The organism is Labrys monachus, assembly GCF_030814655.1.
GTDB classification, from domain to species: domain Bacteria; phylum Pseudomonadota; class Alphaproteobacteria; order Rhizobiales; family Labraceae; genus Labrys; species Labrys monacha.
Window position 1 is genome coordinate 1,114,150 of record NZ_JAUSVK010000001.1, and the last position, 14,819, is coordinate 1,128,968.

At 64.7% G+C, this 14,819-nt stretch carries 13 protein-coding genes; 5 read left to right on the forward strand and 8 right to left on the reverse strand.

Annotation, left to right across the window (positions count from 1 at the left end):
* Positions 1-14: 14 nt before the first annotated feature.
* Positions 15-872: a type 1 glutamine amidotransferase gene (locus J3R73_RS04900; RefSeq protein ID WP_307423130.1), complete on the reverse strand. Its 858-nt coding sequence runs from the start codon at positions 870-872 to the stop codon at positions 15-17.
* A gap of 141 nt (positions 873-1,013) precedes the next feature.
* Between J3R73_RS04900 and J3R73_RS04905 the strand changes: the two genes are divergently transcribed.
* Complete coding sequence (locus tag J3R73_RS04905; protein WP_307423133.1) at positions 1,014-1,256, forward strand: hypothetical protein; 243 nt, start codon at positions 1,014-1,016, stop codon at positions 1,254-1,256.
* Between the two features lie 403 nt (positions 1,257-1,659).
* A complete protein-coding gene (locus tag J3R73_RS04910; RefSeq protein WP_307437102.1) occupies positions 1,660-2,811 on the forward strand; it encodes an IS5 family transposase in 1,152 nt (383 codons plus the stop codon).
* Between the two features lie 147 nt (positions 2,812-2,958).
* Here the strand turns inward: J3R73_RS04910 and serA are convergent, their stop codons facing one another.
* The 5 genes from serA to J3R73_RS04935 form a co-directional block, all read right to left on the reverse strand.
* A complete protein-coding gene (gene serA / locus J3R73_RS04915) occupies positions 2,959-4,548 on the reverse strand; it encodes a phosphoglycerate dehydrogenase (RefSeq protein WP_307423135.1) in 1,590 nt (529 codons plus the stop codon).
* A 358-nt stretch (positions 4,549-4,906) separates the two neighbouring features.
* Entirely contained in the window at positions 4,907-6,073 is a 1,167-nt protein-coding gene (locus J3R73_RS04920) for a phosphoserine transaminase (protein WP_307423137.1), read from the reverse strand.
* Positions 6,074-6,354: 281 nt separating this feature from the next.
* The gene (locus tag J3R73_RS04925; protein WP_307437106.1) at positions 6,355-7,218 is read right to left on the reverse strand and encodes a carbohydrate ABC transporter permease; all 864 of its coding nucleotides are present in this window, start codon (positions 7,216-7,218) and stop codon (positions 6,355-6,357) included.
* Between the two features lie 79 nt (positions 7,219-7,297).
* On the reverse strand, positions 7,298-8,407 hold the full coding sequence (locus tag J3R73_RS04930) for a carbohydrate ABC transporter permease (RefSeq protein ID WP_307423141.1): 1,110 nt from the start codon (positions 8,405-8,407) through the stop codon (positions 7,298-7,300).
* A gap of 270 nt (positions 8,408-8,677) precedes the next feature.
* Positions 8,678-10,348, reverse strand: coding sequence for a type 2 periplasmic-binding domain-containing protein (locus J3R73_RS04935; protein WP_307423142.1), 1,671 nt, complete (start codon positions 10,346-10,348; stop codon positions 8,678-8,680).
* A gap of 23 nt (positions 10,349-10,371) precedes the next feature.
* Here J3R73_RS04935 and J3R73_RS04940 point away from each other — a divergent pair, with 23 nt between their 5' ends.
* Entirely contained in the window at positions 10,372-10,872 is a 501-nt protein-coding gene (locus tag J3R73_RS04940) for a hypothetical protein (protein WP_307423145.1), read from the forward strand.
* Here J3R73_RS04940 and J3R73_RS04945 read toward each other — a convergent pair.
* Both J3R73_RS04945 and J3R73_RS04950 read right to left on the reverse strand, forming a co-directional pair.
* Entirely contained in the window at positions 10,869-11,930 is a 1,062-nt protein-coding gene (locus J3R73_RS04945; RefSeq protein ID WP_307423148.1) for an ABC transporter ATP-binding protein, read from the reverse strand. The two genes, J3R73_RS04940 and J3R73_RS04945, sit on opposite strands and share 4 nt — an antisense overlap.
* Positions 11,931-12,032: 102 nt before the next feature.
* Positions 12,033-12,824, reverse strand: a complete 792-nt coding sequence (locus J3R73_RS04950) for an outer membrane protein (RefSeq protein WP_307423151.1) — start codon at positions 12,822-12,824, stop codon at positions 12,033-12,035.
* A gap of 219 nt (positions 12,825-13,043) precedes the next feature.
* Here J3R73_RS04950 and J3R73_RS04955 point away from each other — a divergent pair, with 219 nt between their 5' ends.
* Both J3R73_RS04955 and J3R73_RS04960 read left to right on the forward strand, forming a co-directional pair.
* Complete coding sequence (locus J3R73_RS04955) at positions 13,044-13,994, forward strand: ABC transporter ATP-binding protein (RefSeq protein WP_307423155.1); 951 nt, start codon at positions 13,044-13,046, stop codon at positions 13,992-13,994.
* Positions 13,991-14,752, forward strand: coding sequence for an ABC transporter permease (locus J3R73_RS04960; protein WP_307423158.1), 762 nt, complete (start codon positions 13,991-13,993; stop codon positions 14,750-14,752). Before J3R73_RS04955 ends, J3R73_RS04960 begins: the two co-directional genes overlap by 4 nt.
* Positions 14,753-14,819: the final 67 nt, after the last annotated feature.

The window sequence follows — 14,819 nt, forward strand, 5'->3', positions numbered from 1 at the left end:
ACAGGAGACGGGCCTTACGCCCGGCCGCGCTCCGACTGCACCGGCCTGACGCGCAGGGCGATGAAGTTCTCGATTTCCTTGAGCCGGATCCTGGCGTCGAGAATGTCCGGCCCGATGCCGTAGCGCCATGAAATATCCTTGCGGCGCGGGTCGGCCACCAGCGCCTCGAGGTCCGCCAGCCACTGGTCGGCGGTGCCCGCGTCACGGAAGAAACCTTCGGCCAGCAATGTCGGCTTGTAGCGGCGCATGATCACCGACAATTCGTTCAGCGAAAATTCCGGGTGATACTGGATGCCCCAGAACCGCCCGCCCTCATAGGGGATCTCGACGGCCTGCACGTCGCTGACCGGGTTGGCGGCGAGGACGATGGCCCCCTCCGGCAGCGTCTCGACTTCGTCGCCATGCACGCAGGGGCTGGTGAACACCGGCGCCTTGCCGCGATAGAGCGGATGATCGCGTCCTTCCGGCGTCAGGGCGATGTCGCGCGCGATGCCGACCTCGCGCCCGCGCGGATTGGCGCGGACCGAGCCGCCGGCCGCGACCGTGGCCACCTGCAAGCCCCAGCAGGAGCCGAAGAAGGGCGTGCCCGAGCGATAGACTTCGCGGGCCAGCTCGACCTGCCGCATCGTCTCCGGCTCCGCTTTCCAGATGTTCAGGCCGGAGCCGGTCAGCACCACGCCGTCATAGCCCTCCAGGCCCGTCCTTTCCGGCAGGTTGGCGCCCTCGTCCGCGGGCAGGGCGATGTCGCAGATCGCCTCGGGCGCGAGGCTCTTGAGGACGGCGGCGTAGGATTCGGAAGGCGTGAGGCCATAGGTGGCCCTGTGCCGTTCACGCGCAGCACGGACATTGCCTTCGACGACGAGGAGACGCATTTCGCACCCGGGAGATCGCAGTGAATTGGCTCGTGCGCACGGCTTTAGCAGCCCCCGGCCCGGAGGAAAAGAGCACAGCGTCCGGGGTGGCAATCATCGGAGGCATCGGGTAGAGCGCCCCTGCAAGCCGGAGCTTCTCCCATGAATCGCCTTTTACGCATTCTGATCGTCGTCGTCGTGGCCTTCATCGCCGTCATCGGCGGCCGCTGGTATGCCTATGTCACCAACACGACCGACCCGTTCGATGAAGTGGGCATCGAGCTCAACAGCCGCATGCCCGGCCCGCTCAACGCATGGGGCTGCAGCCGGCTGAAGGAGACCTTCGGCAACAAGACGCTGCCGCCCTATGGCTGCGCCGCCGGCGGCGGCACGGCCTGGAAGTAGTTGATCTGGGATCGCAGCGTCCCGTCCATAGGCGCTAAGCTTCCAGACAATAGCGCGGTTTTTCTTCTCCCCGCCGAGACCCCAAGCATTTCCAAAGGAAATGCAGCGTCCCGAAAGGGAGAAGGCGGCTCATTATCGTATTTTGGCGCATAGGAGCGTCCACGATTTGTCATTGCCGGGGCTTGTCCCGGCGATCCGGCCGGGCCGCGAGCCGTCATGCCGTACGAAGTCCGGATACCCGGGACAAAGCCCGGATATCACAAAGCTGCGCCTCTTCCTCTCATCTTGGCCTAGGGGCAGGGTGCCCGCGGCCCGGGGAAGAAGACCTAGCAGGCTGCGGAAAAAGTCTTCCTCGAAGCGTTCCATGGTGATTCACTGCTGGTGCATGAACGGGAGGGGATCGATGCGCGGAGCGGATGTTCGGACGGAGAGTCTGTTCTCGTATGTGAGCTGCGAAGCTCGGGTTCCTGCGGATCATCCGCTGCGTGCGATCCGTGCGATTGTCGACGAGGCGCTGGAGGCGCTGTCGCCGGAGTTCGACAAGCTGTATTCGCGGCATGGGCGTCCTTCGATCCCGCCGGAGAAGCTGCTGCGTGCGCTGTTGCTGCAGGCCTTCTTCACGATCCGCTCGGAGCGGCAACTGATGGAACAGATGGATTACAATCTGATGTTCCGCTGGTTTGCCGGGCTGTCGATGGATGCGCCGATCTGGGATGTGACGGTGTTCACCAAGAACCGCGAGCGCCTGCAGGAAGGCGATATCGCCGCCAAGTTCCTGGCTGCGGTGCTGTCCCAGCCGCGGGTGACGGCGTTGCTGTCGGAGGATCATTTTTCGGTGGACGGCACCCTGATCGAGGCCTGGGCGAGCATCAAGGGCTTCAAACCCAAGGCCGATAGGGCCGACAGCCCGGACAAGGACGATGATGGCGGTTCGGGCAGCGTCCCGCCGGCTTCCGGTGCGGCTCCGGAAGGCAAGCCCGCCGGCGGACGGAACGCCGAGCGCGATTTCCATGGCGAGAAGCGCAGCAACCGGACCCATGCCTCGACCAGCGATCCGGATGCCCGGCTCTACAAGAAGGGCCGCGGCGCCGCGGCCAGGCTGTGCCATATGGGGCACTTCCTCATGGAGAACCGCCACGGCCTGATCGTCGACACCGAACTGACGCTTGCGACCGGCACTGCCGAGCGGGAAGCGGCCCTGAGCATGCTCAGGCGCCGCAACGCCCGTCATCGCATCACGGTCGCTGCCGACAAGGCCTATGACGTGGCTGGCTTTGTGGCGGATCTGCGCAGTATCAAGGTCACCCCGCATGTGGCGCAGAACACCACCAACCGGCGTTCCGCCATTGACGGGCGCACCACCCGGCATGCCGGCTACGCTCTCAGCCAGCGCATCCGCAAGCGGATCGAGGAAGGGTTCGGCTGGATCAAGACCTGTGGCGGACTGAGCAAGACCCGCCATCGAGGCACTGAACGCGTCGGTTGGTCCTTCACGCTGACGGCGGCGGCCTGCAATCTGATCCGATTGCCCAAATTGATCGAAATCAAAGGATAACTGCGCCAAAATGTCGGAAAACGCATCCAAAATGCTGTTTTGGCAGCGGTCATTGCATGAAAACCGGCCGCCAAAATCAAACCGAACCCAAAAAATCAGGCCCTCAGCCAAAATATGCGGCCACGCAACACGTTTTTCCGCAGCCTGCTAGAACGTCAGCGCCTTCACCTGCACGACGTTCGGGATGGTGTTGATCTCCTTCAGCAGCTTGTCGTCCACCGCCTGGTCGATCGCCACCAGCGCGATGGCGTTGCCGCCCTCGAAGTCGCGGCCGAACTGCATATGGGCGATGTTGATGCCGTTCTCGCCGAGCACCGTGCCGATGCGGCCGATGAAGCCGGGACGGTCGTGGTTGGTGATGTAGAGCATGCGCGGCAGCAGGTCCGCCTCCACATTGATGCCCTTGATCTGCACGATGCGCGGCTTGGTGCCGGCGATGATGGTGCCGGCCACCGCCCGCGTCAGGTTCCCGGTCTCGACTTCCAGCGTGATCAGCGAATCATGGTCGCCCGTCTTCTCGCGGGTGGTCTCCTCGATGACGATGCCGCGCTCGCGCGCCACGGTCGGGGCGGCCACGATGTTGATGTCGGCCAGCATCGGGCGCAGCAGGCCGGCGACGGCCGCGCTGGTGAGCGCCTTGATCTTCATGTGGGCAACCTCGCCCTCATAGATGATGCGGATGGTCTTGATGTCGGTCTCGGTGAGCTGGCCGGCGAAGGAGCCGAGCTTCTCGGCGAGCGAGATGAAGGGTTTCAGGCGGGGCGCTTCCTCGGCCGTGATCGAGGGGAAGTTGACGGCGTTGGAGATGGCGCCGCGCAACAGATAGTCCGACATCTGCTCGGCGACCTGCAGCGCGACATTCTCCTGTGCCTCGGTGGTGGAGGCGCCGAGATGCGGCGTGCACACGACGTTGGGCAGGCCGAACAGCGGGTTGGCCGTGGCCGGCTCCTCGACGAAGACGTCGAGTGCGGCGCCGGCGACATGGCCGCTCTTGAGCAGTTCGGCCAGCGCTTCCTCGTCGATCAGGCCGCCGCGGGCGCAGTTGATGATGCGCACGCCCTTGCGCGTCCTGGCGAGCGCTTCGCGCGACAGGATGTTGCGCGTCTGCGGCGTCATCGGCGTGTGCAGCGTGATGATCTCGGCGCGGGCCAGCAGGTCGTCGAGGTCGACCTTCTCGACGCCGAGCTCGAGCGCCCGCTCCGGGCTGAGGAAGGGATCGTAGGCGATGACGCGCATCTTGAGGCCGACGGCGCGGTCCGCGACGATCGAGCCGATATTGCCGCAACCGATGATGCCCAGCACCTTGCCGGTGATCTCGACGCCCATGAAGCGGTTCTTTTCCCACTTGCCGGCCTGCGTCGAGGCGTCGGCGGCGGGAATTTCGCGGGCCAAGGCGAACATCATGGCGATGGCGTGTTCGGCCGTGGTGATCGAATTGCCGAAGGGCGTGTTCATGACGATGACGCCGCGGCCGGTGGCGGCGGGAATGTCGACATTGTCGACGCCGATGCCGGCGCGGCCGATCACCTTGAGATTGGTCGCCTTGGCGAGGATCGCCGCCGTGACCTTGGTGGCCGAACGGATGGCGAGGCCGTCATACTTGCCGATGATCTCGGCGAGCTTTTCCTTGTCCTTGCCGAGACTGGGCTGGAAGTCGACCTCGATGCCGCGATCCCTGAAGATCTGCACGGCGGCGGGGGAAAGAGCGTCTGAAATCAGGACTTTGGGGGCGGGCATGGTGTCTCCTGGAGCGCGGACATCCTGTCCGCTTCTTGGAACGGCAATTGACGAAGAGACGAGCATCGGGACCGCCGGCATCCTGCCCACAGGCGCTAACTTAATTTAGACGGATGCGACGCTCGGGTCTCCCTTCCCCCTTGCGGGGAAGGGTAAGGGATGGGGGTCGAGACATAGTCTCGACCGATGAGATTGTGTCCTGACCCCCACCCTTCTATTCCCTCCCCGCAAGGGGGAGGGAGGGCCCAAACGTCACGTTTAACAATCTAAAGTTAGCGCTTATGGGCATTCTGCCGACGCTTGGAAACGGCAGGTTTCCGGAAAAGGCCGGCTGGACGCCGGCGGTCCCAGGAGGAACTCAGCCGAGCGCGGCCTTGGCGCGCTGGAACGACCATTCGAGCCAGGGCAGCAGGGCTTCGACGTCGGAGGTCTGGACCGTCGCGCCGCACCAGATGCGCAGGCCTGGCGGTGCATCGCGATAGGAGGCGATGTCGAGCCCCGCCTTTTCCGCTTCGATGGCAGAGGAGAGGGCCTTGGCAAACGCCGCCTGGCCGTCGGCATCGAGCGCCGTCACCGCCGGGTCGACCACCTTGAGGCAGACCGAGGTGTTGGAGCGCGTGGCCTCGTCCTTGGCCAGGAATTCGATCCACGGCGTCTTCGCGACGAAGCGCTCGATGGCGGCGAGATTGGCGTCGGCCCGGGCGATCAGGCCGTCGAGGCCGCCCACGGTCTTGGCCCAGTCGAGCGCGTCGAGATAGTCCTCCACGCAGAGGAGGGACGGCGTGTTGATGGTCTCGCCCTTGAAGATGCCCTCGATGAGCTTGCCGCCCTTGGTGAGGCGGAAGATCTTGGGCAGCGGCCAGGCCGGGGTGTAGCTTTCCAGGCGGGCGACGGCACGGGGAGACAGGATCAGCATGCCGTGCGCGGCCTCGCCGCCCAGCACCTTCTGCCAGGAGAAGGTGACGACGTCGAGCTTGTCCCAGTCGAGGCGCTGGGCGAAGGCCGCCGAGGTGGCGTCGCAGATGGCGAGGCCCTCGCGGTCGGCCGGGATCCAGTCGGCATTGGCGACGCGAACGCCTGACGTCGTGCCGTTCCAGGTGAAGACGATGTCGCGCGTCTTCGCATCGACCTTGCTGAAGTCGACGAGATCGCCATAGCCCGCCTTGAAGACGCGGGCATCTTCGAGCTTGAGCTGCTTGACGACGTCGGTGACCCATTCGGCGCCGAAGGATTCCCAGGCCAGCATGTCGACGCCGCGGGCGCCGAGCAGGGACCACAGGGCCATTTCGACCGCGCCGGTGTCGGACGCCGGCACGATGCCGATGCGGTAGTCGGCGGGCACGCCGAGAATCTCGCGCGTCAGCCCGATCGCCTGTTCCAGCTTGGTCTTGCCGATTTTTGCCCGGTGGGAGCGGCCGAGGGCGGCACCCTTGAGGGCTTCAGGGGTCCAGCCTGGGCGCTTGGCGCAGGGGCCGGACGAAAAGTTTGCAACAGCGGGCTTTGCCGCTGGCATTGGCAGTGTCATTGCGATGTCTCCATCCTCGCAGATGGGCGTCCCTCGTTGGGGAGGAATGTCCCGCCGCCCGTATGCGCCGTCAGGGCCGATGGCGTCAAGAGGCTTTCGAAGGTCGCAAGAAGGATATTTCGGCGTATGCCGAGAAGTCTGCATGGAGGGTCGATCACCGATCGACCTCTTCGCCATCCGGCGAATGCGAGATTCCATGTCGATCGGTGATCGACACTCCAAGGCACGATTCCTTCGCGACGACGACTGGAAACGCTCGGCCCCTACGGATACTCCCGCGCCTACTTCACCGAGCCGGCGGTCAGGCCCTTGACGATATAGCGTTCCAGGAAGATGCCGATGAGCGCCAGCGGCGCGATCGCCGTGGTCGAGAGGGCGGCCATCGACCACCAGTTGATCCCCTGCGAGCCGGTCTGGCTCGCCACCATCACCGGCAGGGTCTTGGCGTCGCTGCTGGTGAGGAGGGCGGCGAAGAAATATTCGTTCCAGCTCAGCACCAGCGAGAGGATGAAGGCGGCGACCATGCCGGGCAGGGCGATCGGCAGGATGATGTGCCAGAAGGCGCCCCAGAGCGAGAGCCCGTCGACTAGGGCGGCCTCGTCGAGCTCGATGGGAATCGTGTCGAACTGGTCGCGCATGATCCAGATGACGATCGGCAGCACCGACAGCGTGTAGAGCAGGATCAGGCCGATGGTGGTGTCGAGCAGGGCCAGCTCGCGATAGAGCACGAGGAAGGGCAGCGCCAGCACGACCGGCGGCAGAATCAGCTGCGACAGGAAGAAGAACGAAATGTCGCGGTTGCGCATCCAGGCGAACTTGTACTGGAAGCGGCTGAGGCCGTAGGCGGCGAGGGAGCCGATCACCACGGCGAGCAGCGAGGCGCCGAGCGAGGTGATGACGCTGTTCATGAAGCGCGCCACGAACTCGTCGCGCACCGTCGATGTCTCGAAGATCGTGTCGGGCGACAGGCCGAGCGAGCGCCAGCCCTTCCAGTCGGGCTGGAAGTCGATCCAGGGCAGGAGATGGCCCTGGGTGACGTCGACGGCGCTCTTCATCGAGGTCGTCAGCGTCCAGTAGATTGGAAACAGCGAGACGAAGGCCCACAGGATCAGGGCGCCGTAGATCAGCACCCGGCTGAGGATCATGGTGGCGCGGAAGGCCGTTTCGCTACGGCCCGGGGCTTCGGAGGATGTTGTGCTGATCGCCAATTTCTGTGCCCCGCAATCAGTTGACGCGCCGCACGCGCTTGTTGGCGAAATTCAGCAGCATGGTGACGAAGACGATGATCAGCACGAGGTAGAACATCGCCAGCATCGTGCCGTAGCCGACATTGGACCGGTCCCGGTATTCCCGGTAGATGAAGCTCGACACGGTGTCGGTGGCGCCGCCCGGCCCCCCCGAGGTCGTGTTGATGACGATGTCGGCGAGCTTCAGCTTGAAGATGATCCGGAGGATGACGGCGGTGATGCTCACCGGCATCATCAGCGGGAAGGTCATCTCGCGGAATTGCTGCCAACCCGTGGCGCCGTCGATCCGCGAGGCTTCCATCACCTCGCGGGGCAGGGCCTGGAGGCCGGCCAGCAGCAGGATCATCAGGAAGGGAATGGAGACCCAGGCGTCCATCGCCTCGATGCTGATCCGGGCGATCCAGGGATCGGTGAAGAAGGAGGGGCTGTGCCAGCCGAGCACCCGCATCAGCCGGCCCACCGGCCCGTAGCGATATTCCATCATCGACTTGCCCACCATCCAGCTCACCGCCACAGGGCTGAGCATGAAGGGCATCAGGAAGGCGACGCGGAAGAATTTGCGGGCCTTGATCTCGGCATTGAGCAGCAGGGCCAGGCCGAAGGCGATCGCATATTCGACGAACACGGCCAGGACGTAATAGACCATGTTCAGCAGGGCGTTCCAGAAGTAGCGATCGTGGAACAGCGTCACCAGATTGTCGACGCCGTTGAAGTGCTGGCCGCTGAAGGAGCTGAGATTCCAGTCGCTGAAGGCGATGTAGAAGCCGAAGAGCGTGGGGAAGATCACCATCGCCACGGTGAAGAGCACGGCGGGCAGGATGAAGAGCGCCCGCTCGCCGGCCTCGCCGCGGATCAGCACCTGGGCGATGCCGAGCGCGATCGACCATCCCAGGAAGGCATAGAGCACGGGACGCCAATTGGCGAAGCCGAAGCCGAGTGCGCCATTCTCGTGCAGGATCTGGACCAGGGCCATGCCGACCAGCACGAGGGAGGCGAGGGCGACCAGGACCCTCCCCGCCGTCCGCCGGCTGGGGGAGATCGAGGAGGGAATATAGGGGCTGTCGCTTGTCGGCGGAGCTGGTGGCATCGAACGTCCTGGGAGCACGGACATCCCATCCCCAGGCGCCGGATCGAGGCCGTAGGACGAGACGCTGGGGATTTTCCCTTCCCCCTGTGGGGAAGGGGTAGGGGATGGGGGGGTCGTCGTCTTTCTGCCCGACCCCGCTCCGCTGTCTCGACCCTCACCCTCTGATCCCTCCCCACAAGGGGGAGGGAAGCGGCAAATGTCGAGTTCTCGGGCTCAAACGAGCATATATCGACGTCTCGGCCGTTCTTGAGCCGTGGAATTCCAGTCGCGTTACATGCCCAGCGAGGCCTTGTAGAGCGCGATCTGTTTCTCGCGGCCGATCTGGTCGGTCAGCTTCTCCCAGGCAGCGGCGATCTGGTCGGCGCCTTCCTGGGCCTTGAGCTGGCCGGCGAAGATCTTGGTCAGCACATCCTCGGCCAGGCTGTAATATTGGAAGATGCCGGGAATGCGCGGCTCGATCGCGCCGTTCGGGTGGTTGTAGGAGTTGAACTGCGAATCGAGATAGTTGGCGATGAAGTCCTTCTCATAGCCGGCCGCGACCCATTCGGCGATGTTGCTCTGGCTGTTGCGGTAGCACTGGAAGCCGGAGGGATAGGCGGCCGTCCACATCGCGAGATCCTTGCCGCCGAGATGGGCCGCCGCGCTCCAGGCCGCTTTCTTCTTCTTCTCGTCCTTTTCGACACGGGCCATGACGTAGATGCCCCAGCCGAGATAAGCCAGGTTGGGCGCGAAGTTCGGCCCGCTCGGCAGCTTTTCCCACGCACCGCTCTTGGCGTTGTAGACATCGTCCGAGCCGGGCAGGATATCGAAGGCGCATTTATCGCCGATGACGGAGGTGTCGTTGGTCTTGGCGTTGGAGCCGATATCGCCCCACCACACGCACATCGAACCGGTGCCGCCGAGGAATTGCTGCCAGCCGGTGGTGTTCGGGTCGGCGTTGAGCTGGTCGGCGGGCTCGGAAGGCAAGGCGTCCAGCACGTCCTGGATGGCCCGCACCCAGGCCGGATTGTTGATGCGCGGCTTCATGGTGTCGACGTCGAACAGCCAGGCCTTGTCGCTGGGATGCTTGGCATAGGCGGTGGCGCGGCTGCCGAGGAAGTAGAAGCCGAAGCCTCCCCACGGCTTGCAGGGGTCGAGATAGCCATAGGCGTCCTGGCCGTCGATCTGCTTGCCCTTGAGGAATTTGGTGACGGTCTGCACCTGCTGCCAGGTTTTCGGCACGGCCCATTCGGTGGTGTTGCCGGCATCCTTCCAGGCCTTGGCCAGCGCCTCGTCCTTGAAGTAGTCGGTGCGGTAGTTGAAATTGTGGGTGTCGCCGTCGATGGTGACGCGATATTGCTTGCCGTCCCAGGTGCCGACCGGGGGCTTGAGGTAATTCACGAGATCGTCGAAATCGATGAGCTTCTTCACCCAGTCCGGCATTTCCGATGCCAGGCCCTTGCCGCAGACGTCGCCCTCGAAGGGCGCGCCCATTTCGAGGATGTCGAAGTCCACCGTGCCGGTGGCGATGGCCTGCTGGAGGCGGGGATTGTAATCGGCCTGCGCGAGATCGATCCAGGTGATCTTGGCGCCGGTATAGGCCTCCCATGGCTTGAGGAAGCCGCGGAACAGCAGATTGTGCAGGTTCTGGTTGTTGAGGCCCATGAAAGAGAGCTCGACGCCCGCGAACTCGCCCTGCTTCACGGTCGACTTGGTGCCGCCGAGGCAGAGTTCACCGACCTTCTGCCAGTCGGAATCGGTGGGCGAGCCCTTGCCGACGCCGGGGATCTGCAGGATCTTGGCGCGCAGGTCGCCTTCCTCGTCCGCCAGGGCCGACGTCGCCGAGGCGCCGAAGCCGGCGCCGCCCAGCGCCGCCAGCACACCAGCCCCTGCCGCGCCCTTCAGCAGGGCCCTGCGGCTCGCCTGCAGCGCAAGAAAATGCTTGTAGTCGTGCAATCTCACAGTCTGTTCCTCCCGTTTCCTCGGTGCCGTTCCGGCCCGTATCGGCAGTCGATGCCGGTCTTATTCTTGAGCGTATTCTCGCTCTTGATCGTATTCTTGGCGGCCTCTTCCGGGCAGCTATGGATGTCGACGGCCCCTCAATGAGCATGAGCTTTCGTGCGGGACCGAAGTCTAGCGATGCTAAAAAGGCAGCTCCGCTCCTGTCAACAAAATCCTGTACGCTCCGCTCCAACATCAGGGAATTGAATTCAGAAGCTCATTTCGCCGGCGAAATTCTCTCTCATGTCGAATTTGTGGATTTCGCGGTGAAACAAACGGTCGATTTCGGACTATACGTCTTCAACTACGACAGGATGACCAGCAAAACAGAGCGCTCGCGTGGCAGCGCCCGGCATGATCCGTGTTGGGAAGGCTGCCGGTTCCCCCCTCCGATACGGGCCGCCTCCACCGTCTTTCCCGCCTTGCCCGGACTCGCGACGGCAGAGCGCGGGCAGGCGCCGGACGCCCCCGACACCGCCGCCTAGTTGAGCCGCAGTCCGCTCGCCTTGTCGAAGAGATGCACGGCGTCGGCCTGCGGCGTCAGCGCGAGTATCTCGCCCGGGTTGACGCTCACCCGCTCGCGGAAGACGCCGAGCAGCTTCTGCCGGCCGATATGGGCGAAGACCTGGGTCTCCGATCCCGTCGGCTCGACCACGGAGACCTGCGCCTGCAGCGGGCCGCCGAGGGCGAAATGCTCGGGACGGATGCCGTAGATCACCGGGCGGCCGTCACTGCCGGCGGGAACGTCGGCCACCGGCAGTTCGATGCCGTCCTCGGTGACGAAGCGGGCATCGCCGCTCGTCTGGAGATGGCCATCCAGCATGTTCATCGCGGGCGAGCCGATGAAGCCGGCGACGAACAGGTTGGCCGGCCGGTCGTAGAGTTCGAGAGGCGAGCCGATCTGCTCGATGATGCCGTCATGCAGCACGACGATGCGATCCGCCATGGTCATCGCCTCGATCTGGTCGTGGGTGACATAGATCGTCGTGGTCTTCAGCCGCTGATGCAGTTCCTTGATCTCCGCCCGCATCTGCACGCGCAGCTTGGCGTCGAGATTCGAGAGGGGCTCGTCGAACAGGAACACTTTGGGGTCGCGCACGATGGCTCGGCCCATGGCGACGCGCTGGCGCTGGCCGCCGGAGAGCTGGCGCGGATAGCGGGCGAGATAGGGGCCGAGGTCGAGGATCTCGGCGGCCCGCTTCACCCGCGCATCGATCTCCGTCCGCGGCGCTTTGCGCATCTTCAGGGCGAAGCCCATGTTTTCGGCGACGGTCTTGTGCGGGTAGAGCGCATAGGACTGGAACACCATGGCGATGTCGCGGTCGCGCGGCGGGAGGTCGTTGACGAAGCGCTCGCCGATTTTGAGGCCCCCGGCGGTGATCGGCTCCAGCCCGGCGATCATGCGCAGCAGCGTCGACTTGCCGCAGCCGGAGGGGCCGACCAGCGTGACGAACTCACCGTCGGCGATGCTGATCGAGACGCCGTGGATGACCTGCTGCGCGCCGTAGGATTTCTTGACGTCGATGACATCCACTGAGGCCATATCGTGCGCTTCCCCTGCCGGCATGGTGTCAGCCGGCTCGTTCGCCGACCCTTCATTGCGGTCGAATCCAGGTCGGGATGGTGGCGGTTGCGGGAGGCCGCGTCAATTGAGCTTGTAGCGCAGCCCGATGCGCACTTCATTGTCCCAGACCGTCCGGGCGGCGAGGTTGCCGACCGGCGTGGAGCCGGCGCGGGCGTTGCCGAGGTCGAGAAGGCGGTAATCGACCTCCATCGAAAGCCTGTCGGTGAGGGCATAGTCGAGGCCGGCGCCGACCTGCCAGGCGAAATGCCAGGACCCGGCGCCGGAGGCGGCCGGACAGGCGCCGTCGCACGAGCCGCCGAGCTCGATCCTGTCCCAGTCGACATGGGCGATGCCGGCGCCGGCGCCGACATAGGGCGTGAGATTGTTCCAGGTGCCGATATCATAATAGAGGTTGGCGAGGACGGGGATCGCGCTGAAGCGGCCCTTCAGCGTGCCGGCGCAGGCCGTTCCGCATGCGCCGGAGAAGTGCTCGCCGAAGTCTCGCGGGCCGAGATAGTCGAGCGAAAGATCGCCGCGCAGCCAGCCGAGCTGGTAGCCCAGCGCGCCGCCCACAGCCCAGCCGGCGTGGAGACCCTCGCTGCGCGTCGCCGCGCCCGGAACGAAAGAGGGCCTGACGGCGGGGCCGCCCGGCAGGCTGGCGCCGAAGCCGCCGCGCAGATACCAGCCCGCGCCGCTGCCGCTGTCGTCGACATTGCCGGGCTGGTCGAGGGAGGGAAGGGGCGGCAGCATATCCGCTCCTGCCGCCACGGGCGCACAGAGGGCCGCGAAGGCGGCGAGAACGGAAAGGAGGGCGCGCATCGTGGTTCCTCGTGCCGCCGGCGTTGCCGCCGATTCGGGTTCTGGGCTCGGCATAGTGTGGGCGGCATTTCTTAAGCCTCTGTTAACCCTAACGAAGTGTGAACATCTCGGGGACGGAGCGGGCTGACGGGAAAGCAGGATCGCGCCTCATCCGGGGGAAAAGCGGCGCGCGGAGGGGGGCCCGCACACCTCGACCGCACTTTCTTCGCTTGACCTCCTCGCTCCCAGCGTCTTTGTGGGCGCGCGAAACAGGGTGGAAACAAGAAGGACGGCATGAAGGCGGATCATTTTCCCCCGACGGAGGCGATCGTCACCGTCGCCGGCGTGAGCAAGACCTATGCGTCGGGCTTCCAGGCCCTGAAGAACATCGACCTCACCCTTCGTCGCGGCGAGATCTTCGCGCTGCTCGGCCCGAACGGCGCCGGCAAGACGACGCTGATCGGCATCATCTGCGGTATCGTCAACCCGTCGAGCGGCACGATCACCGCCGACGGGCACAACATCATCAGCGATTTCCGCGCGGCGCGCACCAAGATCGGCCTGGTGCCGCAGGAACTCGCCACCGACGCCTTCGAGAGCGTATGGGCGACGGTGAGCTTCAGCCGCGGCCTGTTCGGCAAGCCGCCCAACCCCGCCTTCCTGGAAAAGCTGCTGCGCGGCCTGTCGCTGTGGGACAAGAAGGACAGCAAGATCGTGACGCTGTCCGGCGGCATGAAGCGCCGCGTGATGATCGCCAAGGCGCTCTCGCACGAGCCGCGCATCCTTTTCCTCGACGAGCCGACGGCGGGCGTCGACGTCGAACTCCGGCGCGACATGTGGGAGATGGTCCGCTCGCTGCGCGAAAGCGGCGTCACCATCATCCTCACCACCCATTACATCGAGGAGGCCGAGGAGATGGCCGACCGCATCGGCGTGATCAGCCGGGGCGAGATCATCCTGGTCGAGGACAAGGCCGAGCTCATGCGCAAGCTCGGCAAGAAACAGCTCACCCTCAGCCTGCGCGCGCCGCTCACGGCGGTGCCTGCGGCGCTCTCGGCGTTCCAGCTCGAAATCGCCGACGCCGGCAATCAGCTCGTCTACACCTTCGATGCGAAGGACGATCCCGAGCGGCTTTCCCGCCTTCTGCACGATCTGGGCGAAAGCGGCATCGCCTTCAAGGACCTGCAGACCAGCCAGTCTTCGCTGGAGGACATCTTCGTCAGCCTGGTCGGAGCACGCCCATGAATCTCTATGCCGTCAAGGCGATCTACATTTTCGAGATGTCGCGCACCTTCCGCACGCTGACGCAGAGCATCGCCTCGCCGGTGATCTCGACATCGCTCTATTTCGTCGTGTTCGGCTCGGCGATCGGCGCCCATATGAGCCAGATCGACGGCGTGAGCTACGGCTCCTTCATCGTGCCGGGCCTGATCATGTTGGCGATCCTGACCGAGAGCATCTCCAATGCCTCCTTCGGCATCTACATGCCGAAATATTCCGGCACGATCTACGAAGTGTTGTCGGCGCCCATCTCCGTGGCGGAGATCGTGCTCGGCTATGTCGGAGCCGCCGCCTCGAAATCGATGCTGCTCGGCCTCGTCATCCTGGCCACGGCCCGGCTCTTCGTCGATTTCTCGATCGCCCATCCCTTCTGGATGGTTGCCTTCCTTGTGCTGACCTCGGTGACCTTCAGCCTCTTCGGCTTCATCATCGGCGTCTGGGCCGACGGCTGGGAAAAGCTGCAGATCGTGCCCACGCTGATCGTGACGCCGCTGACCTTCCTCGGCGGCAGCTTCTACTCGATCTCGATGCTGCCGCCGCTCTGGCAGAAGATCACCCTGTTCAATCCCGTGGTCTATCTCATCAGCGGCTTCCGCTGGAGCTTCTACGGGGTCTCGGATGTCGAAGTCGGCGTGAGCCTGGCCATGACGCTGGTGTTCATGACGCTCTGCCTCCTCGCCATCGGCTGGATCTTCCGCACGGGCTATCGCATCAAGGTGTGACGGCCCGTATCGGTTTTATCATGGAGCGGCGGGGGCAGGTCGGAGCGCGGACGTCCACCCCGCTCCT